Source organism: Mesorhizobium sp. M7A.F.Ca.AU.002.02.1.1, from assembly GCF_003998535.1.
Taxonomy (GTDB): domain Bacteria; phylum Pseudomonadota; class Alphaproteobacteria; order Rhizobiales; family Rhizobiaceae; genus Mesorhizobium; species Mesorhizobium ciceri.
Genome location: NZ_RZPB01000012.1, coordinates 1 through 25,623 on the forward strand (window position 1 = coordinate 1; position 25,623 = coordinate 25,623).

Here is a 25,623-nt window from a genome sequence, read left to right on the forward strand (position 1 = left end):
ATCCTCGCCCCATTCGCCACCCGCCGACACCTTTTCGACCGAGAGGATTTCTCCCGCCGGCGTGACGGAATTGTCCCTGACGTTTTTCGTCACCTTGTGCCCGACCATGAGGGCGGTAATCGCCTCGGCTGTCGTATTGGCGGTGTCCACCGTAGCGACGACCTTGCCTTTGCGCAGGATGGTGACCCTGTCGGATTGCATCACCTCGCGCAGCTTGTGACTGATCAGGACAATCGACAATCCACGCTTGCGCATCCCATCAAGGATGACGAAGAGCTGGTCGGATTGCTGCGGCGTCAGGACCGCCGTCGGTTCGTCCAGGATCAGCAGCTCGGCACCGAAATAGAGTGCTTTGAGGATTTCCACCCATTGCTGTTCACCGACCGACAATTGCCAGATTTCGCGATCGAGGTCGATGTCGATGCCGCAGTCCCTGCAGAGGCCGAGAACCCTGCGGCGGGCATCGGCCTTCCTCAGCAGCAACCCGACATCGGCACTGCCGACGATGATGTTTTCGAGCACGGTGAAGTTCGACACCAGCACGAAATGCTGGTGAACCATGCCGATGCCTAACCGCAAGGCATCGGCGGGAGAGCTCAATTCCACCACCTCGCCCTTGAAGCGTATCTCGCCGCTATCGGCTTTGTAGTAGCCGTAGAGGCAGGACGACAGCGTCGACTTGCCTGCCCCGTTTTCACCGAAAAGGCAGTGGATCTCACCCTTGCGGATATCGAGATTAACCCCGTCATTGGCAATGACGCTGCCAAATCGCTTGGTAAGGTTCTGAACGTTCAGCAGGTCTTCCATTGGGTCGCACCGGGCTGCCTGGTTGATGTGTCTTACTTCACCTCGGCGGTGTTGAGCGGAACGACAAACTTGCCGGAAAGAATCTCCTGCCGCTTGGCAGATATTTCGCCCTTCACCGCCTGCGGGATCTTGCCGTCGAAATCATGATAGGGTGCGATGTCGGTGCCGCCTTCGGCCATCGAAAACCATTTCGGTTCGGCGTTGCCATTGAATTGCGCACCGGCCTTGTGTTTCAGCCATTCGCCGATGATCCAGTTGAGATCGGGCTTCCAGCTGATGATGGCGCTGGACGCAATGGCGTCGGGCGCGACCTTGCTCTGGTCGTTGATGTTGGCGAAGCACATGATCTTGTGCTCCTGGCAGGGCTTGAAATTGTCGGTCAGCATGAAAACGACGTCGGCGCCGGCCGCGATCTGCACATTGGCATGCTCAGCCGCCAGCGCATTGTCGGACCACGAGCCGATGAACGAAAGCCGATGCTGGATGTCCGGCCTGATCGACTTTGCACCCTCGAAGAACGCATTGATCTGGTCGTTGACGTCATTGGCTGGAAAGGTGCCGACGATGCCAACCATGCCTGTCTTGGTGGTATGGCCAGCCAGCATCCCAAGCAGGTAGGAAGGCTCATGCAGCCGCTTGTAGATCCAGTATTGATTTGGCCCGGCTGGGTGATTGCCGGAGCCGGTGACAACAAACATCAGGTCGGGGAACTCGACACTCAGCTTCTGGACCTGGTCCGAATAGGTGCCATGGCCCCAGATGATGTCGTATTCACCACTCTCTGCGTAGAAACGCATGGCGTTCTCAGCATCGTCTCCGTACAGCGGATCGGTATGTTCCCATGCAATCTCCAGCCCCTCGGGCCTTTCCTGTTTCAGTTGCTCAAGCGCGTCGAGCAGTGTCCGGTCCCAGCCGACGTCAGGCAGGTCCTGCAGGATAACAGCCAGTTTCAGCGTCTTTGGGACATCCGCGAATGAGCGTACAAGCCCCGACAGAAGCAGGGCGCCCGCCGTGCCCAGGATTGCCGTGCGTCGCGTAATGGTATTCGTCATCGCTTGATCCTCTCATTCCAGTCCGAGAACTGTCCAATGCCGCCCTGTCGTCATCCGGATGTTCTTGTCTTTTCCGGTTGCCTACTTGGAGGCGGCGATCGCCTGGACAACGTCCCCATGGCGTTGTTGGCAGCCGGTCTTCCGGCTTAGGTCCGAAACTTCCACGGCGAAGGTCGGCTAACAATGGCTGCGATTTCTTTCGCGCATATCCACAATTAATCATGTCCGAAAATGCGCCCATGACTAGAGCATAGTGCCGAAAAGTGTGAAGCGGTTTTCACGGACAAACGGAAACCGTTTGTCCAGACATCATGCTCTATCTCTTTGATCTAGAGGCGGATTCCGATTTCAGGTCGATTCGACCTGAAATAATCCGGCTCTAGTGTGCGCCGATACCGTTGCCGGCCACGACGCCATAACGCAGGCCCCTTTCGCGCAGCCAGCGGCGGTAGGCGGCCGACGCGGCGTCGGCGCGGATCGGCACCTCGGAACGGGAATCCAGCGGCAGCCTCTTCGGAACCTGATTCTCCAGGATCGGCTTGTCCTGACCCAGGATGGTCTGATGAAATCGCCTCCTCGACACAGGCGACGACATGCCAGTCGTTGAGCGCAACGGGATCGAGATGAGAGAAATTGCTCATGGTGCTGTCCAGCCTGGAATGTCTGTTGTCGGCGAACGGATCTGGCCAAGGCGCGACCGGCAACCAGGTTGCAAGACATCGGTCCGTTGCCTGACGCCGGATCAACCCTGATTGCCCGACAATTCATTTGTGCCTGGAAAACCGCCATGTCCGCTCTTGAGGAAAGCATATCGCCAGTTCACCCGCCCGGTTCTGGAGGCAATGCTTGCCTCGTCACCCGGAGGCACGTGGGCAACCATCAGGCGTTGCGCTTCTGCTCTCTGAGCTCGGTCGGTGAACAGTCGAACGCCAGCTTGACCTGCCGCGAGAAATGATAGGGGTTCTTGTAGCCGACCTGGTAGGCGATCTCGCTGATCGACAGTCCTGTCCGCTGCAGCAGATGCGTGCCGTAATCGAGGCGGCAACGCCACAGATATTTGGCCGGCGTCATGCCGAGATGTTTCTTGAACGCCGAGACCAGATATTGCGGACTGACGCGCACCTGCTGCGCCACCCGCTCGATCGACAGATCGGCGGCAAAGTTCTCTTCGAGGAAACGGCGTGCCTGCAGGATCGTCTGCGGGATCGGCCGCTCCGCCTCGATCACCTCGGCCTCGTAGATGAAGGCGTGGAGCAAGGCGTTGGTCAGCGACTCGCGAACACCACTGCGGCCGCCACGCTCGCCGAGGCCAAGATCAACACCCAACTGCATGAGGGTGTGGACCATCGGCGAGGCGACGATGAACGGCGCGAACTTCTCGCGCTCCTTGTACAGCCACGCCGCGTTCTGCGGCCGGCCATCGCACCAGCTGACATGGGTCAGCGTTTCCGGCGCCACCGACGTCATGTAGCGATCACGCGTGAGCGACAGAGCACATTGTCCTGCCTCCAGTTGCAGGACGCTGTCATCCGCCTCGAGCGTCAGGGATCCGACGTGGACAAGCATGAAGGCCAGATAGTCGCCACCGATCGGCCCGTAGTCGCCGCCATTCTCATAGGTTAGTTCGCCGAAGGTGTTCTCGCGGCTAAGGTCGATCGGTGGCAGGCGCATATCGGCTTCCCCCTGTCAGACTGCCGGTGCCATGCAAATGAAGTCGATCCGCGTTCCGGCTGCGTCTCCAATTGTCGAAGCTATGGCCTCGTGACGCAAGATACCGCCAATCAACCTGCTCATGGCGGCAGACCGATGCTTCCACGCGCACAGGCCCAGGCTAGCCGAGGCGATCCGCCAGGCCAGAGAGGCCGCCCTTGAACGCTCGCTGGTCAACGGCTTGTCGAGATCGACGTCGAGCCGCGCTGGCCAGTCGTCGTCACTCGGGTGGGATCACACTGGTGGACATAGCCGGAATGAAGGGCGCCTTGGTCAAAGGCGCCCTTCGCATCGGCGGCGCGCTTCGGTCCTGGAGGTACGGACTCAAGCATTTTGAGAGGAGCCACCCGATGAGCTCACTGGGCCGGCTTGCCCAGCGAGCATTCGTATATTTCGGCGAAGTGCTACAACAATCCGCTAGAAGTCGCGCTGGAAGCGGAGGAGGCCGCCGACGCTATTCTCTTTCGTAGCGCCGACCCAGTTACGGTTGTCAATCTGGCCAAACTTGCCATCGTGGTTATAGTCAACTTCGGCCGTGACCGTGAAGCCGGGGACGACATCGTAGGCAACGTTTGCCGCGACACCGTAATTCTTGTCATCGTCAGCGGAAACCTGGAGATTGAACGAGGTCTTCTCGTTGAACTTGTAGGTGCCGCCTCCCCAGACTGCCCAGTTGCCGCCCCACTGCTTATAGAAGTTGCGGTCGATGTTCTTGTCGGTGCCGTAGCCGGCCATCAAGAACAGAGACAGAGCGCTCGAAGCGTTCACGTCCAAGCGAACCTTGCCGGCATATTCTTCGAAGGTGCTGTCATAAGCAGCGACGCCCGTGATCGCGCCCCAGCCCTGCGTGTACTTCACGCCGCCGACGACATGCGGGACATAGCTGTCGATCGTGTCGTAACCCGAACTGATGTACGTGAAAGGCGGGACGCCGGTCGGGCCAGCGCTGCCGCTACCTTCTTCGAGGGAAACCACGCCCGACAAACCGTTGCCGAGGTCGAAGTAGTACTGGACGACGTTGCTGTCGAAGCCGCCATAGGGGACGATCGTGTCGTTGATGACGTTGCCGGCGTAACCGATGAAGGTGTCGAAGGCCGGGTCGTCCTTACCGACGCGCAGACCACCGAGCTGGATCCAGGCGAAGTTCAGCGTAATGCCCGTGTTGCGGGCCTGCCAGTTGTTGCGGCTGTCGTTGGTCGTGGCCTGGTTGGCATAGTCGCCGAAGCTGTTGCCGAAGTTGAAGCGGGTCTCGGTGTAGGTCTTCAACGTGCCGAGTTCGGTTTCCTGGCCGGTCCAGGTCTTCAGGTTGAAGCGGGCATTCTTCCAGTAGGTCGAGTGGTCGTCTTCGCCCATGCTGTCAGGAACGTGATTGACGCCATCGAACGAACCGGCATCACCCACGCCGACGTCGTAGCGGACATAGCCGCCGATGCGCAGGCAGGTTTCGGTGCCGGGGATGTAGAAGTAACCAGCGCCGTAGACGTCGCAGATCTTGACGTATTCAGCGGGTTCCGGCTCGGCAACAACGACGGCGTCGGCGGCGTGCGCACCGGAAACTGCGATCAGAGCCGCAGCTGAGCCGAAAAGAAGGCTCTTGATGTTCATTTTCCTCTCCATTCAAAAGATCAAAAAAAGCCAGGGTATCTTTCGAGGCTGGCAACCCGCTCCCCGGAAAACGCCGCACCCATGGATCCAAGCTCCTCCTGCCGTCCGCAGCCGAAGGCGCCACTTCCGTCAATCGACGGAAATTGCTTGCAAAATGGCTCGGACGACAAACTTGGCGGTGGATGTATGCGGTGATTTCGCGATGACGTTAGGACAGGCGCAACTCGTCACGAATGGCGCTGCTACGCAAAACCATATCTGTGGCTAATGCCCTGTCCGCGGCAGCCATGTATCTGCCTGTGGCGCGCTCCCCGGACGGTCAACCGGGTCTGGGCTCGTAGATCGGGAATGCCTCGCAAAGCTCCTCGACCGACCGCCGAGCCGCCTTCTCCTGTTCGGCGCCCCATTGCGTTCCGACCGCATCCAGCACGTCGGCTATGAGATTGCCGACACGGGCAAACTCGCCCTCGCCGAAACCGCGCGTGGTGGCGGCCGGTGTGCCCAGCCGTATACCGGAGGTGACGGCAGGCGGCGCCGGATCGAAAGGAATGCCGTTCTTGTTGCAGGTCAGCCCTGCCCTGCCCAACGCCTCCTCCGCGTCCTTGCCGGACAGGCCCTTGCCGCGCAGGTCGACCAGCAGCAGATGCGTATCGGTTCCGCCGGAGACAATGTCGAATCCGCGCTCGCCAAGCGTCGCGGCCAGCTTTCTGGCATTCGCCACCATCTGCCGGGCATAGGTCTTGAACCCGTCCTCCAAGGCTTCACCCAGGGCAACGGCCTTGGCAGCAATGACATGCATCAGCGGGCCTCCCTGCAGGCCAGGGAACACCGCCGAATTCAGCTTCTTGGCGATGTCCTGGTTGTTGGTCAGGATCATACCGCCGCGCGGGCCGCGCAGCGTCTTGTGCGTCGTGGTGGTGACGATATCGGCGACCTCGACCGGGTTGGGATGCACGCCGCCGGCGACCAGGCCGGCGAAATGCGCCATGTCGACCATCATCAGCGCGCCGACGGCATCGGCGATCGCCCGGATGCGCTTGAAGTCGATGATGCGCGGATAGGCCGATCCACCCGCGATAATCAGCTTTGGCCGTGTTTCCCGCGCCTTGGCCTCCAGCTCCTCATAGTCGATAAGGCAGTCGCTCTGGCGCACGCCGTATTGCACGGCGTTGAACCATTTTCCCGACAGTGTCGGCCGGGCACCGTGCGTCAGATGCCCGCCGGCGGCGAGCGACAGACCCATGAAGGTGTCGCCCGGCTTCAGCATGGCGAGCATCACCGCGCCGTTGGCCTGGGCGCCGGAATGCGGCTGCACATTGGCGTGCGCCGCGCCAAACAGCCGGCAGGCCCTGTCGATGGCAGCCGCTTCGGCCAGATCGACATATTGGCAGCCGCCGTAGTAGCGGTGCCCCGGATAGCCCTCGGCATATTTGTTGGTCATCACCGAGCCTTGTGCCTCCAGCACAGCCGGCGAAACGATATTTTCGGATGCGATCAGCTCGATTTCGGACCGCTGCCGGCCCATCTCGCGTGCAATCGCATCGGCGACCACCGCATCCTGGAGCTTGAGGTTCCTCTGGAAAAAGCCGGTCATTCTGCTCGTCTCCTGGCGGCAAAAGGCGGACACGGTTTTCGGCGTCGCCATGCCTGGTGTTGGAACTGAAACGGGGAGCTAGTTCACTGCGTCAGGCGGGGTGCGGCCTTCGAAGAAGGCCGACAGATTGTCGATCACCCGCATGCCCATTGCGATGCGCGTTTCGCTGGTGGCGCTACCCAGATGGGGCAGCAGCACGACATCTTCACGCTCCGTCAAGGCGCGCGGCACGGACGGCTCCGTCTCGAACACGTCGAGCCCGGCACCAGTAATCCGACGCTCACGCAGCGCCTGGACCAGTGCGTCCTCATCCACCACATCGCCACGCGCGGTGTTGATCAGGAAGGCTGATTTCTTCATGCGGGCAAGACGGCGTTCGTTGATGAGGCGGGTGTTTTCGCCACCGCCCGGACAATGCAGCGACACGAAATCCGAGGCCGCCAGCACCTCGTCCACAGTCGCCAGCTGCCGCGCCGGCATGCCGGGGTGGGGAACCGGCCGGCTGTCGAAGAAGACGACCTCCATGCCGAAGCCGAAGTGACAGCGCCTGGCCATGGCCTGGCCGATCCTTCCCATGCCGATGATGCCGACGGTCTTGCCGCTGACCTGGGTGCCGCAGAGATGCGTCGGCCGCCAGCCGGTCCATTTGCCGGAGCGCAGCTCGCGCTCGCCCTCTCCGGCACGGCGCGCGCACATCAAAAGCAGCGTCATGGCGAGATCGGCGGTGGCATCGGTCAACACGGCGGGCGTGTTGGTGACGATCAGCCCTGCTGCGCTGGCGGCGGCAATGTCGATGTGGTTGAAGCCGACACCGAAATTGCCAAGTATTCTTGCCCTGACCCCGCCTGCAAAGAGATCCGCGCCAAGCCGATCGGTTACGGTCGGCAGCACGGCATCGGCAAGCAGCAGGGCCTGGCGAAGCTCTTGTTGCTCATAGGGCCGATCGGCTTCATTCAGCGTGACATCGAAATGGTCGCCAAGGCGCTGTTCGACCTCATGCGGCCAGCGCCGGGTAACGATTACCTTCGGTTTGCTCATGGCTACGATCCTCTCAAGCCGCGCGTTCGTGCCGCGGCTGCAAGGTCCGGCCGATCTCGGCGCGGTACCATTCCTGCGCAGCGGCAACACCGGAGCCGGCCTCGATTCGGGCTCCGGCGTCGCGTAACGACATTTCCGCCGAGGCCAGGGCGGCGAGGCACATGACCTCGTTGAGGTCGCCGAGATGGCCGATGCGGAACACGCGGCCAGCCACCTTGCTGAGGCCCGCGCCGAAGGATGTGCGATATCTGGAATATCCGTTGGCGATGACCTGTCTGGCATCGACATCCTCGGGGACGACGATCGCCGAAACCGTATCCGACCACCATTTTTCCTCGTTGGCGCAGAGCTTTAGTCCCCACGCATGCACGCCGCGGCGCACACCTTCGGCGAGCCGGTGGTGCCGGGCAAAAATCTGCTCCAGTCCCTCGGCAAAGATAAGGTCGAGGCTGGCTCTCAGGCCAAGCAGCAACTGCGTTGGCGGCGTATAGGGGAAGAAGCCGGTCTTGGACGAAGCCTGCATATCCTCGAAGCTGAAATAGCAACGCTCCATGCGCGACTGCTTGTGCGCTTCCAGACCCTTGGCGCTCACCGCCAGGATGCCGAGACCGGCAGGCAGCATCAGCCCTTTCTGCGAACCGGTGATGGCGAGGTCGACGCCCCATTCGTCCATCCGGAAATCGATCGAGCCGATCGAACTGACGCCGTCGACGAACAGCAGCGCATCGTGAGCCGTTTCGTCGAGCGCGGCACGCACGCCGGCGACGTCGGACGTCACGCCGGTCGCGGTCTCGTTGTGGGTGGCGAATACCGCCTTGATCTTGCTGCCCTTGTCGTCGCCCAGCCGTTGCCGATAGGCGTCGAGCGGAACCCCCTCACCCCATTCGACATCGATGCAATCGACCTCAAGTCCAAGGCGCTCGGCCATGTCGACCCACAGGTGCGAGAACTGGCCGAAGCGCGACATCAGCACCCGGTCGCCGCGGCTGAGCGTGTTGGAGATTGCCGCTTCCCAGGCGCCGGTGCCTGAGCCCGGAAAGATGAAGACGCTGCCGGTTTCGGTCTTGAAGATCTGCTTCAGGTCGCGAAACAAGGGCAGCACCAGTTCCGGAAAATCCGGTGCGCGCATATCCTGCATCGGCACGTTCATGGCCCGCCGCACAGCGTCGGGAATGTTGGTCGGACCCGGGATAAAGAGATGCGCCGTTCCATTTTTCATGATCTGGTTCTCCTGTTGATATGAGCATCGCCACACACGGGTCGGTGTTGCCGCCTTACGCGAACACAACCGTTTTTCGTCCGTTGATCATCACGCGGGCTTCGAGGTGCCGTTTGATCGCACGCGCCAGAACGCGGCTTTCGATGTCACGGCCGGCCGCGATAAAATCCTCGACGCTCATGGAATGCGTTACCCGCTCGGTTTCCTGCTCGATGATCGGCCCCTCGTCGAGTTGGGCGGTCACATAGTGAGCCGTGGCGCCGATCAGCTTCACTCCGTGCTCGAAAGCCTGGTGATACGGCCGCGCGCCCTTGAAGCTTGGCAGGAACGAATGGTGGATGTTGATGACCTTGCCGAACAGGCGCCCCGCGAGGTCGTCGGAATACACTTGCATGTAGCGAGCCAGGACGACGAGGTCGGCGCCGACGTCCTCGATCACCGCCAGTATCCGGCCTTCCTGTTCCTGCTTGTTCTCCTTCGAGATGGGCAAGACGTGGTAGGGAATGCCAGCCCATGCCGCAGTTTCGCGGCTGTCTTCGTGGTTGGAGATGATCGCTGCGACCTCGGCTTCGAGCCAGCCAACACGGATCTGGTAGATGAGGTGAAGCAATGCATGGTCAAACTTCGAGACCATGATGACGATTTTCGGCCGACGGCTCCGCTCAAGCAGGCGGCTGCTCAGGCCGAAGCGATCCACCACAGGCGCAAGTCCCTTGGTGATGGCATCGGCAGACACCCAGGCGGGCGCCGAAAAGGCAATGCGCATGAAGAAACGGTTCGAGGCCCTGTCCCAATGCTGGCTGCTTTCAGCAATGTTCGTGCCAAGGTTGGCGAGTTCGGTCGTCACTGCCGCTACGATCCCGGCCTGGTCTTCGCAGGACAGCGTCAGAATGAACGACAGTCGAAGCGCTGCACAATTCATCGTTCGTTGACCCGCGGCCAGCACGCCTCGCGATAATCGGCGAACCAGGCAAGCGTCTTTTCCCATCCGCCGAATGGGAAGAAATGGAGGTGTAGTGGCGCGGTCGGCGCCGGGTAGCTTGCCGCCATGGTTTGTAAGATCTCGGCTGGGTTCCGGTCGGCCACGATGTTGAAGAGGCCGCTGGCGGAACGCCGCAGCGCCGCGATCGAAGGGCCGACACCGCACATCATGGCGAACCGGATGAGTTTGGTAAGGCTGGTCACACCGGCCAGACCAACATGAACCGGCAGCCCGGGATGCGCCGTATGCAGACTGCTCGCCCAGGCGGCGATCATGTCGCCATCGAAGGCGAATTGCGATACGACCCTGGCTTCCAGCGACCGCTCGGCACAGATGTCGAGCTTGCGCCGCAATGCGTCCGTCAGCACGGCTTCGACGATGCTTGGATGCCCTTCCGGATAGCCGGCAACGAAGGCGGTTCGTATCGCACTGTCTTTGACCACGGGATGGGCGAGCAACTGGGTTGCCTCTCCCAACGGCCCCGGAAAGAGAGCCGGATTGCCGCCAAGAAAGAGCGCTTCGCTTATCCCGTTTCGACTGTGGGCGGTGACAAGATCGACATAGTCCTGCTCCGAATTGAAGTTCCGCGCGCCCAGATGTGGCACCGGCACAAAGCCCAACTCCTTGATCCGGCGCGCTGCTTCGATTTGCAAAGCCTCGGGCTTGCCGGGAAGGTGAGTAAGAAAGACGCGCGAGCCAAGCGGGAAGCAGTCGGCTGGTGGCGCAAAGGTGCGTGCCTGCGCCGGTGCCAGTTCGATCGACACCTCCGCGTCGAACACAAATGTAGCCGAACCTCGCGTCTGGATAAGCTCTTGGCGCATGTCGTTCATGATCTTTCCAGGTCTCTCCCGACCAGCTTCACGATTTCGCGGCACCGTAGGCCGCGGCAATGGGAGCCGGGCAGACCAGCTGCCCGGCTTGTCGTCACGGGAGGATGCAACGACAGGACTCTCAGTTCTGAAACAGCGTTTCGCTACCCGTTGGCGGCGCGTTTGAGCGACAGGAACGGCAGCCCCACGACACGCGCCCTGACATCGGCCGCCACGCCATCCTTGTTCCACTTCAGCGTGAGCTCGGTGCCGGTCTCGGCGGCCTCACGCCGCAGATGGCCGAAGCCGATCATCCTGCCGGTCGAAGGTGACCAGGCGACGCTGCTGGCGTGCCCAACTTCCTTCCCGCCGCGAAAGGCTTTCAGCGGATACCACTGCACGCGCCGCAGATTTCCGGGCGCATTGCTCTCAAGCCCCTTGCCGTCGAGGGCTTGCGACCAGTCGATGTCGAGCCCGACGAGCTGGCGATGGTCACCCGTGTTCGACATGCGCTGCAGCGCCGCCTTGCCGATGAAATCGGCCTTGCGAAAGTCGACCAGCCGGCCCAGGCCGAGGTCGAAGGGCGACGCACGATACTTTCCAGCTGCCTGAATGCTGGCGCCGCCATGGTCTGGGCCGGCACTTGTATAGTCGTAGCCAACGATCAGCAGCCCGGCTTCGAGACGTGCTATGTCGAGCGCCCAGGCGCCGGCAGGAAGGATGCCAAAAGGCTTGCCTGCCGCCTCGACCGCGTCCCACACGGCGGCGCCGTCATCCGCCTTGACCCACAATTCATAGCCATGCTCGCCGGTAAAACCCTGGCGCAGGATCTCGACCCGTCTGCCGGCAATTGTGACGATGGCCAAGCGAGAGAACGGCAATTCCTGCACGGACTGGGTGACAGCCTCCAGCACTTCGCGGGAACGCGGTCCCTGCAAGGTGAGGATGCCGTAGCTATCGGATATGTCGGTGACACGGACGTCGAGGCCTTCGGCATGCTGCTTCCACCAGGAAAGGCCGGGATCGGCGGAAACGCGGAAGGTGGTTTCGTCCATGCGGAAAACCAGACCGTCGCCGACGACATGGCCGTTCTCGTCGCACCACGGTGCATAGTAGATCTGGCCGACCTGCAGCTTCTTGATGTCGCGCGGGATGAGCGCATCCATCATCCTCTCGGCATCCGGACCGGCAATGACATATTTCGACAGTGGTGACATGTCGCCCATGGCCACCCTGTTGCGGATAGCCGCCAGTTCCTCGACCATATCGGAGTAGCAATCGACGACCATGTTCCTGTCCCAGCGCATCCAGAGTGCGTTCTGGTTCAGTGGCGCCGTCCGTTCGACGAAGGGCGTGCCGCGAAAGGCGACATGGGCATCTGCCACCACGCTCAGGCCGGACGTGAATTTGATGTCGTTCATTCCAGGTCTCCTCCCAGTCGCAAGGCACTTTGCTGCGACATTCGACGACAACGGGTGAAGAACAGCGCACCTCGCGCCATGGAAACGAAACCATCCAAGCGCAGACCGCAGGGACGGCTTCCTGCGAGCAGCAACCCGCTCAGTCAGATGTCTCTTGCCTCATCCGTATCTTGGGTGAGACTTTCACTTCGCAGCGTTTTTCGGAATGCCCCCGGTTGCCGACGGCATACCCGCAGTTCAACCTGAATATTTGAAGCCGCCGTCGGATTGCTTTCGCTGTCAGCCTTCACCGGCAAATGCTCGCTTGCGGTCGACCAGGTAACGCCGTCTCACCGCACAAGCTCGGCCCGTTCAGCCGTAGCATCGAAGCCTGAATTGGCAGCTCGACGCGTGGGGGGAAAGGCGGTAGCGCGCTGGCGCTAGCAAATTTCTCACCCAGGAGTGCGGTGAGACGTCCGGCGATTTCGACTTCGATTCCGCGGATCCACGTGCAATCGAAACGCTGGCATTTCAACCAAGTCCAGCATCGCCTCCGCAGAATCGTCAGCCGGCCTGCTACGCTGCGAGGGAGCCCGCCGGTCCGTCGTAGATTATAGCAATATGTATATTAGCTATTCCTTGACAATCGATGTGGGCTCTGGTTTCCTGATTTTACGGGTATTTAACCAAGTTCGTTGCGTTTTTTACGGACGGTGTTCGCATGTCAACAGTGGTTGTCGCGGACCCGCGGGGGGTATATCTCGCCGGTCTGGAATGGGTGTTGCAGAAGGCTGGACACGATGTTGTCGCCCAGTGTCGCCGCCCTGTGGACGTTCTCGCTCATGTGGAGCGCCATCAGCCTGATATGGTCATCGTAGGCGTGGATCTCGCGGATCAGCAGACATCAGGTCTTTCCTCACGGCTGAAGGCCGGCAACAGCGCTCTCGGCATCATCTTCATCGTGCAGCCAACCGGCAGGCTCGATGTCAGGGAAATACAGACGCTCGACGTCGATGGCCTGTTTCTGGACGGCATCAGCCACCGCTTTCTCATCGAATGCGTGAATGCGGTGGCGGCGGGCAAGAAGTGGATCGACAACAAGATCGTCCAGCAGCTGCTGATGCCCGGCTCGCAGCCGCAGCCAATGTCCCGGCTGACCGGGCGGGAGACCGAAATCGCCGATCTCGTCTCGCGCGGGCTGCGCAACAAGACCATCGCGCAGCGGCTGCATTTATCCGAAGGCACGGTGAAGATGCACCTGCATCACGTCTACGAGAAGTTGCACCTAGGCGGCCGGGCGGAACTGGCCTGGATGACGCACGGCAAAGCCGCCGAGCGTCCGGGAATGGGCCGAACCGGCCTGCTCTGAACACTCTCCACTCGCACCGACATTGTACGCACGGCAACGGCCGCAGAGCCGTCTGGCGGCATCTGGCGCGTGCCTGCGCGACCTCCCCGCAGCGCCCGTCAACCTGACCTATCGAAGGATATATATCGTTCGATCAGGTGCGGACATTGACCGCAATACTATCGAAGCGGGAATGGACGCGCCCTCTGCGCCGGCGGCACAATGAAATTGGAGGGGCGCATTTCAGTATGCGACCGGCTGCACCGGGGTAGGTGCATTTCCGGCATTAGGGGCTGCATCCCTTTTCCAGAGAGAATTTTGAACCAAGGAGAATCTCCATGGCACTCGACATCTTGACCCAGGACATCGTCCTCGACGAGACCACCGGATTTACGGACGATGATATCAATCCGGCCATTCCGCCTTACGATACCAACCCCACGGTGCAATATCTCCTAAGTCTCGACGATCCGGGTGGGCTGACCTCGCCGGAGGTCGCCTTCCAGGCCAACTTCGTCGTGGCCTCGGCGAGTGCGGGAGAAACCATCACCTCGGTCGTTCTCTCCCAGAATCTCACCGGAACCCCGTTTTCCACCACCGTCGGCGTCAACAGCGGCATTCAGACGGTCGATGGCAATTATGTCTGGCTGTTCAAAGACGCAGACCCGCCCCATGCAAACGTCGTAATCGGTGTCATCGGCACCTCTGACCCGTCGGCCGCACCGGCCGCAACCGGCCCGCTCGCTTTCTCGTTTGGGCTGGTCAGCACCAGCGCCACCAATGCGGACCTGTACACGGTCGAGTATGTGCCGTTGCTCAATCCGGACGCGACCAATCCGGACGATCGTATCGGTTTGACCAACAAGGTGTTCGCGTCGGTCACCGGCACCTCCGTGGCTAGTTTTCTGGGCTCAGCCGCCGCGCCCGGCAACAATGATTTCTATCTGATCAATTCGGCCAATGACGCTTCCAAGCAGCTGCTGGTAATCGGTTTGAACGGTGGCAGTGCCAACGTCAGCGAACAGGGCTTCGGCATCAACAACCAGAGCATCAATCCGAACGAAACGCTGCAGGTCGATTTTGTCACCGGCGGTACCCTGAACGCAGGGAGTGCGTCGCAAATCCAGTACGGCAACCACATCGAGACCATCACGCAGGCCGGGTTCACGATCAGCCAGATCACACCTTCCACTCCGACTGCGCGTGTGGACGTCACCGTCAGCGCCTTCAACAATACGGGCAACGACCAAGGCACGAACTTCTTTGACGGCACCACGACCAGCCCCGTGGATATCACCGGCATCAAGTTGACGGGTACATCGGGGTTTGCGTCCGTCATCACTGTCGATGGCACCTATGCGACCGGCAGCGGCAACATCACCGTCACCGGGCTCAGCGGGACCGGAAACGCCGTCACCATCACCGGGCTCGACAACACCACCACCGTCGATATCACCACCGGCAGCCCAATGGATCGGCTGACGGTCAAAGGGGTCGATGCAAACGAGGGGTGCGACATCTCCGAGTTCCATTTCTCGGCGACGAGCACCAACGCCTATAGCGAAGAGGTCGGCTCCCACATCAACTTCGACGATGATGGCCCGAGCATCTCGACCACCGGCGCCGAGCCGACGCTGACCGTCGACGAGTCGGTTCTTACCACCAACGACACGCAGAGCTTTGCCGCCAACTTCAGTTCGGGCTTCGGCGCCGACGGGGCCGGCACGCTGACCTACGCACTGGGCGTCGTGGCAGGCCCTTCGGGTCTGATCGACACGGCGACCGGTCAGGCGGTCATCCTCTCGCTCAATGGCAGCGTCGTCGAAGGCCACACCATCGGCTCCAACGACCTCGTATTCACCGTCTCCGTCAGCGCCGCCGGCGCCGTAACCCTCGACCAGCTCCGGGCGGTGGTCCATGCCGACGCCAGCAACCCCGACGACAGCACCAGCCTGGCCGCCGACAATCTGGTCACGCTCACCGCGACCGTCACCGACAAGGATGGCGACCACCTGTCGGCCAGCCTCGACATCGGCCAGAACCTCAACTTCAAGGATGATGGCCCGAGCATCTCGACCACCGGCACCGAGCCGACGCTGACCGTCGACGAGTCCAACTTGGGTGCCAACAGTGCGGATTTCGCGACCGTTTTCACCCCAAACGCCGGCGCGGATAGTGACGCTATCAGCTATGCGCTCGGCATCAATCAGGTTACGAACGTTAGCGGCCTCACTGACACCTTGACCGGCCTGTCCGTCCTGCTTTTCGTCGAAGGCGGCGAGGTGGTCGGTCGTGCCGGTTCAGCCGCTGGCGATATTGTGTTCACGGTGAGCGTGGCTGTTGACGGGACCGTGACGCTCGATCAGGCACGTGCCGTCATACACTCGCCCGACACCGGACCGGATCAGCAAACATCGCTGGCAGCCGATGATCTCGTAACCTTGACGGCGATCATCACCGACGGTGACGGCGACCAGGCCTCGGACAGTGTCAACATCGGTACAAGCCTCGTCTTCAAGGATGATGCGCCGACGATCACAGTGCCGTTCGACGGTGACCAGAACGCCGGCAACGGTATCGGGACCCCCGAGACTCTGGCCAACACACTCAACGCGTCGGCCACCGGAGCCTTCGGGTACGACATCGGCGCGGATGCTCATCCGGCCGCGTTCTATGCGAGTGGTTCTGACTTTGTCGACCAGAATGGCGCGCTTGCCGGCGTCCAGATCGGGCTCACCGGCACGATCACCGGCGGCGGCGGTGGTAACATTCTCACCTCGGAGGTGACGCTGGCGTCGGAGAGCCTTACCTCCGCGACGTTCAACTTCACTTTCACCTACGACAAGGATCCGGCGGCTGGCACCCAGACCGGGACGGCGGGCGGCACCCTCGTCTTCGACAAGATTGCCGATACTTATACCATCCACCTGACCGACCCTCTCGAAGGCTTCAGCTTCGACGTTATCCACACCAGCCAACTCTTGTCCAAGGAGCCCCTCGGCAATACGGGCCACCCACAGATCGTGCTGGAAAAATTGCAGGCTGATGATCCGAATACGCCGGCTAACGAAAACTTCTACGTGCAGTTCACGGGCAACTTGATCAACAAAGCCAACCCGTTCAGCTTGACAGCCAATGGCGAGGGGTCATCCGGCGACGCCACCTTCACCCTAGGTGGTCACGAGATGGTGAGCAACGCCAATGAAAGCTGGGTATCCGCGACGCAGAGCACCAACGGTGTCGCCGGTGACACGATCCAGAAAGGCGAACTGCTCACATTGCGGTTCTTCGACAGCAACGTCGGTATCAACAGTCAGAACGAGGCTACCCAGCCGACAGCGACCGCCGGCACCATGGCCATCAAGTTCGATGGCATCGGCAACAGCGAGGATCTGATGCTGATCCTCAACCTGATCGACGACAAGGGCACGGCGTCGACGCTCGACGATGTCTCGATTACGAGGGCGATGTACGTGCAGAATGCCGACATCTTCAAGATGGGTCACGTCCCGGCCCCGTACAGCGGCGAGTTCACGCTCGACAACAATGACGGCCTCGTGATCATCGAGCAGAACGACTACAACGCGGCCGGCGAGCACTTCGTGTTGCAGGGTGTCCAGATCATGCAGTCGGGCAACGGCATCACCGGCAACAACACGGCAATCAACCTGAACCCGACGACCGGCGCCGGTGGCGGCAGCGATGCGACCACCAACCTGGTGAATTTCGACCCCACCGACAACGACGTGCTGAAGATCACGGACATCGGCTTCACCTCGACCTCGACCCAGACGCCGGATGCCCACCTCGACTTCGCCTTCAAAGTGGCGGACGCGGACGCGGACCAGACAGCGATGCAGCACATACTTGTCGACGTCGCCTGACACTGGCCAACGGGGGGCAGCCAATGCTGCCCCCAACCTTCCCGCACGAGATGTCATCCCGCACACCAGAGAAATAACGATGAAAACCAAACAACAGCCCCCTGCCCTGCAGGTGGTGATGAAAGAGGCCAGACGTGCCATCCGGCCGCTTGTCTGGTTCAGCGGCGGCATCAACGTGCTGATGCTGACCGGAGCGCTCTACATGCTCCAAGTCTACCACCGCGTGTTGTCCAGCCACAGCCTGGAGACGCTGGTGATGCTGTCGCTGATGGCGGCAGGGGCGCTCGCGGCAATGGCGGGGCTTGAGGTGGTGCGCGGGCGCCTGCTGGCTACCGTCGGATCGTGGATGAACGCGCGATTGGCACCGGTTCTCCTGACCGCATCGGTGGAATATGCCGCCTCGGCGCCAGGCCAAGCCAACGCCCGTCCGCTGCGCGACCTGGATCAAGTGCGCAACTTCTTCACCAGCCCCAGCATCTTCCCGATCCTCGACGCGCCTTGGGCACCGTTGTTCTTCGTTGCCATATTCTTCATGCACCCATGGCTGGGCTGGTTGGCGCTTTGCGGCGGGATCGTGCTGTTTGCTTTGGCGCTGCTCAACGAATACCTCACACGCCAGCCGTTGACCGAGGCCGCAAGCGCACAGTCGCGGGCCTATGTGCAAGCCGAGGCGGCGATCCGCAACGCCGAGGTCGTCCAGGCGATGGGCATGTTGAAGCCATTGCTGGAAGGCTGGAAGGCCCAACAGGACGAGGCCAACAAGGGACAGGTTCTTGCCGCCAACCGTGGCGGCGTCATCGCGGCTATCGCGCGTTGTCACCGGCTGGCCCTGCAAATGGCCATACTCGGCCTCGGCGCCTATCTGGTTCTTCGCAACGAGGCTTCACCCGGCATCATGATCTCCGCCTCGATCCTGATGGGTCGCGCCTTGTCACCGGTCGAGCAAGCGATCGGCACATGGAAGGCGACGGTGGGAGCGCGTGCCGCTTACAAACGCCTCACCGCGGTCGCCGGACAGCACCGGGAAGCCACACCGGTCCTGCCACTGCCCCGTCCGAAAGGCAGGTTTGAGGCCGACAACCTTGTGCTTGCCCGACAGGGTGGCGAGCACATCCTGAAAGGCATCAGCTTCCGTCTCGAGCCGGGTGAAGCGATGGCCCTGATCGGTCCGAGCGGGGCCGGCAAGACGAGCCTGGCGCGCATACTTGCCGGTGCCTGGCGCCCGTCGGGGGGGCGTGCCTTGCTGGACGGAACGGATGTTGCCCAATGGGCGGCGGAAGACCGTGGCCGTTATGTCGGCTATTTGCCGCAGGACATCGAACTCTTCGCCGGCACCGTATCCGACAACATCGCCCGCTTTGCGACGGTCAATCCGGCGGTCTTCCAGCACGTGATCAAGGCAGCGCAGTTGGCCGGCGTCCACGAACTCATCAAGGGGCTGCCGAAGGCCTACGGCACCGAGATCGGCGAGGCGGGTGCGATACTGTCGGGCGGGCAGCGCCAACGCATCGGGCTGGCGCGGGCACTCTACGGCGACCCCACGCTGCTTATCCTCGACGAACCCAATTCCAACCTCGACAGGGAGGGCGAGGAGGCATTGATTGCCGCTCTCGGCGTGGCCAAGGCGACGAACACAACCGTTATCCTGATCGCGCACCGCGCCAACATCTTGGAGAAGGTAGACAAGATACTGGTCCTCAACAGGGGTCAGCAAGATCTCTTCGGGCCGCGCGACCATGTCTTCAACGAACTCGCCAGCCGCGTCAGCAAGGTGGCCCATCTGCCCAAGGCTGCCCAGTTGCCTGCCCTCGAAGTGGTCAAGGAAACCAAAGAGGTCAAGGAAGCATGAGCCGCCCCCCGGAATTGAACGTCGTGCCGCTGCCCCTTCCGCCGCCCTCCCTGCTGCAACCGATGCCGCTGCGTCTCACAGGCGTGACCTGCACCGGGTTCGCGATCATGTTCCTGTTCTTCGGCGTCGCGGGAGGTTGGGCGGCCCTGGCACCGTTGGACAGCGCCGCTGTGGCGCCGGGCGTTATCAAGGTCGCCGGCGACCGCAAGCTGATCCAGCACCTCGAGGGCGGCATCATCGCGGAGTTGAACGCAGCCAACGGTGATGTCGTCAAGGCCGGCAAGATCCTCGTCCGGCTCGACGACACGCAGGCAAAGGCGCAGCTCGACCTGATCCAGAACCGGATAGCAACGCGTGAGGCGCTGGCCGCGCGTCTCAGGGCCGAGCGTGACGGCAGGGCCGAGATCGAGTTCGATCCGGCGTTGCTCGCCAACCCCGCCACCGCCGCAAAGGACGCGGTGTCCGCACAGCGCGACGTGTTCGCGGCGAAACACCACAATCTGGCGGACGAGCAGGAAATCCTCAGCCAGCGCCGCCACCAGACCGAGGAGGAGATAAAGGGACTGGAAGAGCTTATCGTCACCAAGGACAAACAGATCGAGGCGATCGAGGGTGAAACCAAAGACCTCGAGAGTCTGCTCAAGAAGGGGCTGACCACCCGCGAGCGGAACCTGTTGCTCAGACGACAGCAGCAGGAGATCGAGGGCGAGCGCGCCACCAATATCGCCGCAATCGCCCGCGCCAGAAGCGCCATGGCCGAGATCGACATGCAGATCCTGAACCTCGATACGGTGCGGCTCAACGAGTCCGTCGATGAGTTGAGCAAGGTCGAGGCGGAACTGTTCGACCTGAGACAGGAGGAGCGTGCCGCCAGGGACGTGCTTACCCGTACCGATGTCGTCGCACCGGTTGACGGCATCGTCATGGATCTGAAGGTCCACACCGCGGGCGGTGTCGTGAAACCCGGCGATACATTGATGACGATCGTACCGCTCGGACAACAACTCGTGGTCGAAGCCATGGTCAAACCGGAGGATGTCGAGACGATCGCACCCGGACAGCCCGCGCGTGTCAGCTTCCCGGCCTTCGCCCGCTACAACCTGCCGCCGCTCGAGGGTGTCGTGGAGATCGTGTCGGCTGACCGCATGGTTGAGGAGCGCAGCGGCGCACCGTATTTCGCCGCGACGGTTGTGATCGACAAAAGCGAACTCGGCAAGCTGGAGGGCCGCAAGCTGCTGCCCGGCATGTCGAGCGAGACGATGATCCGGACGGGGGCTCGCACCGTTCTCTCTTATCTCGCCGAGCCGATCACGCAGAACTTCCGCCGGGCCATGCGGGAAAAATAGCCGTACGCCGCCCAGCGAAATTCAAGACAGCAGCATTCGCCCGGCCGTGATCGCCAGGAAGAATGCAAAGGCAAGTTTCAGGTAGCGCGGGTTGAGCGCGTGGGCGAGCCTTGCGCCCAAGGGTGCGAACAGGAAGCTCACGGGCGCTATGATGGCAACCGCCGGCAGGCTGACGTAACCCAGGCTGAGCGGAGGCCTGCCTGCAATTGCGAGACCCGACCAGATGAAGCCGGCCACTGCCGGAAGCGCAATAAGCAGGCCAAGCGCCGACGATGTGCCGACGGCCCGGTGCACAGGAAAGGAAAAGCTGGAAAGCGTCGGCACCGAGAGCGTGCCGCCACCGATTCCCATGAGCGAAGAGACAAAGCCGATGACAGAGGCGATCGCGCGGTTGATCCAGCCGCTTTGCGGCAGGTGATCGGAGATCACGAAGTGCTTCGGCAACGCCATGTTGAGGGCCACCAGCAGGCCGACGACGCCGAAAACCAGCCGCAAGCCGGCGCCCGGGATGAACTTCGACGTGATGCCACCGATCAGGGCACTCACGAAAACGGCCGGTCCCCACAGAGTGAGCAGAGGCCGATCGACATTGCCGCGCCTGTTGTGCGACCGCATTGACGAGATCGAGGTGGGGATGATGACCGCAAGCGACGTCGCGACAGCCAGATGGCTGATCACAGCAGGCGAAAAGTGGAACAGGCTAAGCACCCAGAACAGCACCGGGACGATGACGATGCCGCCGCCGACCCCCAGCAGACCGGCGAGCACGCCGGAGGCCATTCCGGTCATGGCCAGACCGGCGACCAGCATTGCAATCGTCAGCCCGTCGAAAACCGACGTGTCGAATCCGAAGTCCACTGTGATTTTTCCTTGATTGGCCGACTGCGGCCTTGCGGATACATTTTTGGCCGCGCCTGTCCGCCCGTCGCGACCTGGGTGCAGATCGCCCGAAAGCGTACAGGGGTTTGGGGTGCGGAATGCTTTAGTGGCGCACCATCCCGGCGTCGACATTGAGCGTCTGGCCGGTGATCCAGCGCGCATCGTCGGAGGCCAGGAACGAGACCACATCGGCGATATGTTCCGGCTGCCCCTTGCCTTTCATCGCCTGAAGCATCTCGACGAAGCCGAACGCCTCATTGTGCGGGCTCGCCTTGACGCCGTCGCTCTCGACCAGGCCGGGCGTCACCGCATTGGCGGTGATGTTGTATTTGCCGAGTTCGGTGGCGAGCGCCCTGGTGAAGCCTATGACGCCACCCTTGGCTGCGACATAGGCCGCCATGTTCGGCGTGCCGGCAAAGAAGGTGTTGGATGCGATGCTGATCACCCGCCCAGCTTTGCCTGCCGCACGCATCTGGTCCGTGCCGGCGCGGCTGACGATGAAGGTGCCTGTCAAATTGACGTCGATGATCTTGCGCCAATGGTCGAGATCGACATCGTCCCAGGCGACGAACGGCACGATGCTGGCATTGTTGACCAGGATGTCGATGCCCCCGGTCAGGGTCTGGATTTCGGCGAAGAGTGCCTTGACGGAGGCCGGATCGGAAATGTCGGCGGCAATCGCCCTCGCCCTTCCGCCTATTGCCGCGGCCGCCGCCTTGGCGCCTTTGGCATTGATGTCGCTGACGATGACGATTGCCCCGTCGGCGGCGAGCCGCGCGGCGATCGCCTTGCCGATACCCTGCGCAGCGCCCGTAACCAGGGCCGTCTTCCCCGCAAGCCGTTCAGTCATGAAAATGCTCCCTCAATCCGTGGTGATATCTGTTCAGGCGTCGGCGTCGATCACGGCCAGCGCCGCGTCGATACCCCTGCCGATCGCCAGTTTCTGGCCGGCCGCGTTCATGGCGCCGCCAAGTGCCGTCAGCGCCGCGATCGCATAGATCGGCTGGGCGGTCGGACCCATATGGCCGATGCGCGTCAGCTTGCCCAAGGTCTCGCCGCGGCCAGACGAAAACACCACCCCGTAACGGGCGCGGGCAGCCTGGCGAAGCGCCTTCTCGTCGACACCTTCGGGCGTGCGGACAGCGGTCGTGGTCGGCGACGCGATGCTGTCGCTGGCCGCCCAGATCGACAGGCCCATCGCAGCAATGCCCGCGCGCATGGCCTTGGCGGTGAGCGCGTGGCGCGCCCATACCGCCTCCGGCCCCTCATTGAGATAGAGGTCGAGCGCGACATCGAGCCCGTTGATCTCCGAGACCGACGGCGTGAACGGAAACGGCTTATCCCGCGACCACGCATGCTCCCAATCGACGATGCTCAGCATCGACGCGCGGGGGGCTGCCTCGTTGCTCTTCATCTTGGCCCAGGCCCGCTCGCTGACGCCCATCATCGTCAGGCCGGGAGGCGCGCCCAGGCATTTGTTCGGGCCGGTGACATAGATATCGGCCTTGCAGTCCTCCGGGTGCGTCTGCATGCCGCCAAAGGACGAGACGGCGTCGACGATGAGATAGCCGCCATGCGCTGAGACCAGCGCGCCGATGGCGTCGATCGGATTGATGGTGCCGGACGGCGTGTCGTGGTGGCAGACGGAAACGACGGTGATCTCCGGGTGCGCCTTCAGCATTGCCTCGACCGCCTGCGGATCTATCGCCTCGTTGTAGGGCACCTCGATCTCGAGCAGATGTGGCGAATAGCGCTTCGCCCAATAGCCGAACCCCTTGCCGTAAACGCCGGAGGCAAGGTTGAGCACGACATCGTCCGGCGTGATCAGCGAGGCCGCGGCGGCCTCCAGGCCAAGCACCGGCTCGCCATGCAGGATGACCGGCTTGTTCGACAGCCGCATCGCCTTTTGCGCCTTGTCGACCACACCCTCATAGAAAAGCTGGAACGCCGGGTCGTAGTCGTAGAGCACCGTGCGGCCGAGACCGCGCAGCACTTCGGCATAGGCGTTCACCGGTCCCGCGGTCAGGGTGATGACCGGATCGGCGTGTTCGAGATAGCGCATCGTCTTGTCTCCGGATTGGCGGCGGTCAGCCGTAGAATTGCGTGCCGGTCTTGTAGGTCTTGAAGTTGTCCATGTCGTGCGAGTACATCAGCTCGGCGCCATGGTCTTCGGCGAGTTTCTTCACCTTGCGCATCGAATTGACGCCCGCCACCGGATCGATGTGGAAGGCCGCCTGGCACAGCGTCTCGAGGCTCTTCTGCGTATAGGCCGCATCGATCGTGAACATGATCGGCTTGCGCTTGGGGAACTCGACCAGCAGGCTGTAATGGCCGATCGAATGGCCGGGCGTCGAGATCAGCCGGACGCCCCTGGCAAGCTCGACGTCGCCATCAATGCCTTCAAAGGTCGAATTCGCCCGTGTCGTTCCCGCAAGCAATTGCCCGGTCGCGCCACGCGCTTCGGCAGCCTCCGCCGAAAAACTCAGATCGGAATAGCCGAGATGCTCGAAAGGTTCGGGATTGCAGGCCTGCGGCACCTCGGTCCGGTGGCAGATCTTCTTGGCGTGCGGAAAATACTTGTTGCCGCCGCAATGATCGAAGTGGAAATGCGAATTGACGACGACGTCGATGTCCTTCGGTTCGAGGCCGAGCAGCGCCAGGGCGCCTGGGATGGTCTGGTGCTTTTCCTGGATCGGCTTTTCGAACGGCAGCACCTTCATCACGTGATCGTAGTCGTAGCCGGTGTCGATGAGGAACCGGCCCTCGGCATGTTCGATCAGGATCGAATAGACCGGGAAGCGCACTTCGCCGCCAGGGCCGCGGTTCCAGAACACATGATATCCGTCGAGAACGAGCGAGCCGCCGTCGAGCAGGTAGACCTTGGTATCCGACATTCTTGCCTCCTTTATTGGCGCGGGTCCCGTCCGCGCATGAATTGTCCTCAGCGCGCGCCGCGCTCATATGGAATGCCGAGCGCCGCCGGCAGGCTGGCGCGCCGGCCGAACAGCACCAGCATGATCATCACCGCCAGGAACGGCAGCATCTGGATGATGTCGGTCGGTATGTTGATGCCGGCCACTTGCATGGCCGTCGTCAGCGACAGGCAGACACCGAACAGCAACGCGCCGAACAGCACCCAGATCGGGCGACCGCGCGCCAGCATGGCCAGCACGATGCCGAGAAAGCCCGCGCCATTGGTGATGAACGGAATGAACAGGCCGGCCCCGACATTGGCGAGATACGCGCCCCCGAGCCCGGCCAGCGCTCCGGTCGTCAGCACGGCGATGGTGCGGGTCCGCACGACATCGATGCCGGCGACATCGAGCGCGGCCGGCTTGTCGCCTGCCGCCTGCAAATTGAGGCCCAACTGCGTGCGCCGGTAGATGTAGCCCATGCCGAAAACCAGCGCGACCGCCAGATAGACGATCAGATGATGCTTGAAGAATGCAGGCCCGATGACCGGAAGGTCCGAAAGCAGCGGAATGACAGTCGCATCCGCCGCCGGCAGGCGCGGATAGCTGCGCGAGAACTGGAAATGGTGGAGCAGCGCCGTCAGGCCTTCCAGCCCCAAGGTCAGCGCGATGCCGATGACGATCTGGTTGAGCCCGATGCGCACGCAAAGCAGCGCCATGACAAGCGCCACCGCAGCACCCCCGGCGGCGCCGGTGAGAAAGCCCAGCCACAGCGACCCGGAATAGAAAGCGCCGACAAAGCCGAGATAGGCGCCGGCCAGCATCATGCCTTCGATGCCGATATTGAGCACGCCAGCCTTCTCGGAGATCTGCTCGCCGAGCCCGGCAAGCAGCAGCGGGATCGCTGCGGTGACGGCGCCGAACAGCAGCGCGCTGAGAAAGACCTCGCTGAAGAGCCCGGTCATGCCCTAGGCCCTCCGCGACTGGTTGTATCGGTGATCGAAATATTCGGCGAGCGCGAGCACGATCAGCACGATGGAAACCAGCACCAGCGTGAAATGATTGGGCACGCCGAGCCGGCGCGCCGCGCTCTCGCCGCCGATCGAAAGCACCGAAAGCAGGAACACGAAGCCGATGGCCGCAAAGCCGTTCATACGGGCGAGAAACACGGCGGGTATCACGGCAAGCC

19 protein-coding genes and 2 pseudogenes are annotated in these 25,623 nt (G+C 62.0%); 4 read left to right on the forward strand and 17 right to left on the reverse strand.

Annotated elements, in window-relative coordinates:
- The 11 genes and pseudogenes from EN879_RS01850 to EN879_RS01900 form a co-directional block, all read right to left on the reverse strand.
- Window positions 1-807 (reverse strand): ATP-binding cassette domain-containing protein (locus tag EN879_RS01850; RefSeq protein ID WP_127273930.1); only part of this gene is annotated, 807 nt, incomplete at its 3' end.
- A 32-nt stretch (window positions 808-839) separates the two neighbouring features.
- On the reverse strand, window positions 840-1,859 hold the full coding sequence (locus tag EN879_RS01855; protein ID WP_013529887.1) for a BMP family protein: 1,020 nt from the start codon (window positions 1,857-1,859) through the stop codon (window positions 840-842).
- A gap of 379 nt (window positions 1,860-2,238) precedes the next feature.
- A pseudogene (locus tag EN879_RS01860) lies at window positions 2,239-2,430 on the reverse strand (aromatic ring-hydroxylating dioxygenase subunit alpha); the annotation flags it as partial.
- A 308-nt stretch (window positions 2,431-2,738) separates the two neighbouring features.
- Entirely contained in the window at window positions 2,739-3,530 is a 792-nt protein-coding gene (locus EN879_RS01865; RefSeq protein ID WP_013529886.1) for an AraC family transcriptional regulator, read from the reverse strand.
- A 456-nt stretch (window positions 3,531-3,986) separates the two neighbouring features.
- On the reverse strand, window positions 3,987-5,174 hold the full coding sequence (locus tag EN879_RS01870; RefSeq protein ID WP_063168884.1) for a porin: 1,188 nt from the start codon (window positions 5,172-5,174) through the stop codon (window positions 3,987-3,989).
- Window positions 5,175-5,493: 319 nt separating this feature from the next.
- Window positions 5,494-6,768, reverse strand: coding sequence for a serine hydroxymethyltransferase (gene glyA, locus EN879_RS01875; RefSeq protein WP_013529884.1), 1,275 nt, complete (start codon window positions 6,766-6,768; stop codon window positions 5,494-5,496).
- Window positions 6,769-6,846: 78 nt separating this feature from the next.
- On the reverse strand, window positions 6,847-7,806 hold the full coding sequence (locus EN879_RS01880) for a D-glycerate dehydrogenase (RefSeq protein WP_063168885.1): 960 nt from the start codon (window positions 7,804-7,806) through the stop codon (window positions 6,847-6,849).
- 13 nt (window positions 7,807-7,819) lie between these two features.
- The gene (locus tag EN879_RS01885; protein WP_063168886.1) at window positions 7,820-9,025 is read right to left on the reverse strand and encodes an aminotransferase class V-fold PLP-dependent enzyme; all 1,206 of its coding nucleotides are present in this window, start codon (window positions 9,023-9,025) and stop codon (window positions 7,820-7,822) included.
- A gap of 55 nt (window positions 9,026-9,080) precedes the next feature.
- Window positions 9,081-9,947, reverse strand: a complete 867-nt coding sequence (gene purU / locus EN879_RS01890; protein ID WP_013529881.1) for a formyltetrahydrofolate deformylase — start codon at window positions 9,945-9,947, stop codon at window positions 9,081-9,083.
- On the reverse strand, window positions 9,944-10,837 hold the full coding sequence (locus tag EN879_RS01895) for a methylenetetrahydrofolate reductase (protein ID WP_013529880.1): 894 nt from the start codon (window positions 10,835-10,837) through the stop codon (window positions 9,944-9,946). The genes purU and EN879_RS01895 overlap by 4 nt, the downstream gene beginning before the upstream one ends.
- 143 nt (window positions 10,838-10,980) lie before the next feature.
- Window positions 10,981-12,237, reverse strand: coding sequence for an aminomethyltransferase family protein (locus tag EN879_RS01900; RefSeq protein ID WP_013529879.1), 1,257 nt, complete (start codon window positions 12,235-12,237; stop codon window positions 10,981-10,983).
- Window positions 12,238-13,081: 844 nt separating this feature from the next.
- Here EN879_RS01900 and EN879_RS01905 point away from each other — a divergent pair.
- The 4 genes from EN879_RS01905 (at window position 13,082) to EN879_RS01920 (ending at window position 20,643) form a co-directional block, all read left to right on the forward strand.
- Window positions 13,082-13,585 carry a response regulator transcription factor gene (locus EN879_RS01905; protein ID WP_032809607.1) on the forward strand — a complete coding sequence of 168 codons (504 nt, stop codon included), beginning with the start codon at window positions 13,082-13,084 and terminating at the stop codon, window positions 13,583-13,585.
- Between the two features lie 317 nt (window positions 13,586-13,902).
- Window positions 13,903-17,448, forward strand: coding sequence for a DUF5801 repeats-in-toxin domain-containing protein (locus EN879_RS01910; RefSeq protein WP_127273931.1), 3,546 nt, complete (start codon window positions 13,903-13,905; stop codon window positions 17,446-17,448).
- 79 nt (window positions 17,449-17,527) lie between these two features.
- Window positions 17,528-19,297, forward strand: a complete 1,770-nt coding sequence (locus EN879_RS01915) for a type I secretion system permease/ATPase (protein ID WP_127273932.1) — start codon at window positions 17,528-17,530, stop codon at window positions 19,295-19,297.
- Window positions 19,294-20,643, forward strand: coding sequence for an HlyD family type I secretion periplasmic adaptor subunit (locus EN879_RS01920; protein WP_013529875.1), 1,350 nt, complete (start codon window positions 19,294-19,296; stop codon window positions 20,641-20,643). Before EN879_RS01915 ends, EN879_RS01920 begins: the two co-directional genes overlap by 4 nt.
- A 21-nt stretch (window positions 20,644-20,664) precedes the next feature.
- Here the strand turns inward: EN879_RS01920 and EN879_RS01925 are convergent, their stop codons facing one another.
- The 6 genes and pseudogenes from EN879_RS01925 to EN879_RS01950 form a co-directional block, all read right to left on the reverse strand.
- The gene (locus tag EN879_RS01925; protein ID WP_082826541.1) at window positions 20,665-21,501 is read right to left on the reverse strand and encodes a sulfite exporter TauE/SafE family protein; all 837 of its coding nucleotides are present in this window, start codon (window positions 21,499-21,501) and stop codon (window positions 20,665-20,667) included.
- Between the two features lie 124 nt (window positions 21,502-21,625).
- Window positions 21,626-22,372: an SDR family NAD(P)-dependent oxidoreductase gene (locus EN879_RS01930; protein WP_063168889.1), complete on the reverse strand. Its 747-nt coding sequence runs from the start codon at window positions 22,370-22,372 to the stop codon at window positions 21,626-21,628.
- A gap of 33 nt (window positions 22,373-22,405) precedes the next feature.
- Complete coding sequence (locus tag EN879_RS01935) at window positions 22,406-23,584, reverse strand: alanine--glyoxylate aminotransferase family protein (protein ID WP_063168890.1); 1,179 nt, start codon at window positions 23,582-23,584, stop codon at window positions 22,406-22,408.
- A 25-nt stretch (window positions 23,585-23,609) separates the two neighbouring features.
- Window positions 23,610-24,416 (reverse strand): 4-pyridoxolactonase, encoded by an 807-nt coding sequence (locus EN879_RS01940; protein WP_013529871.1) that lies wholly within the window; start codon window positions 24,414-24,416, stop codon window positions 23,610-23,612.
- Between the two features lie 47 nt (window positions 24,417-24,463).
- Window positions 24,464-25,399 (reverse strand): ABC transporter permease, encoded by a 936-nt coding sequence (locus EN879_RS01945; RefSeq protein ID WP_024505120.1) that lies wholly within the window; start codon window positions 25,397-25,399, stop codon window positions 24,464-24,466.
- 3 nt (window positions 25,400-25,402) lie between these two features.
- Window positions 25,403-25,623, reverse strand: a pseudogene (locus tag EN879_RS01950) (ABC transporter permease); the annotation flags it as partial.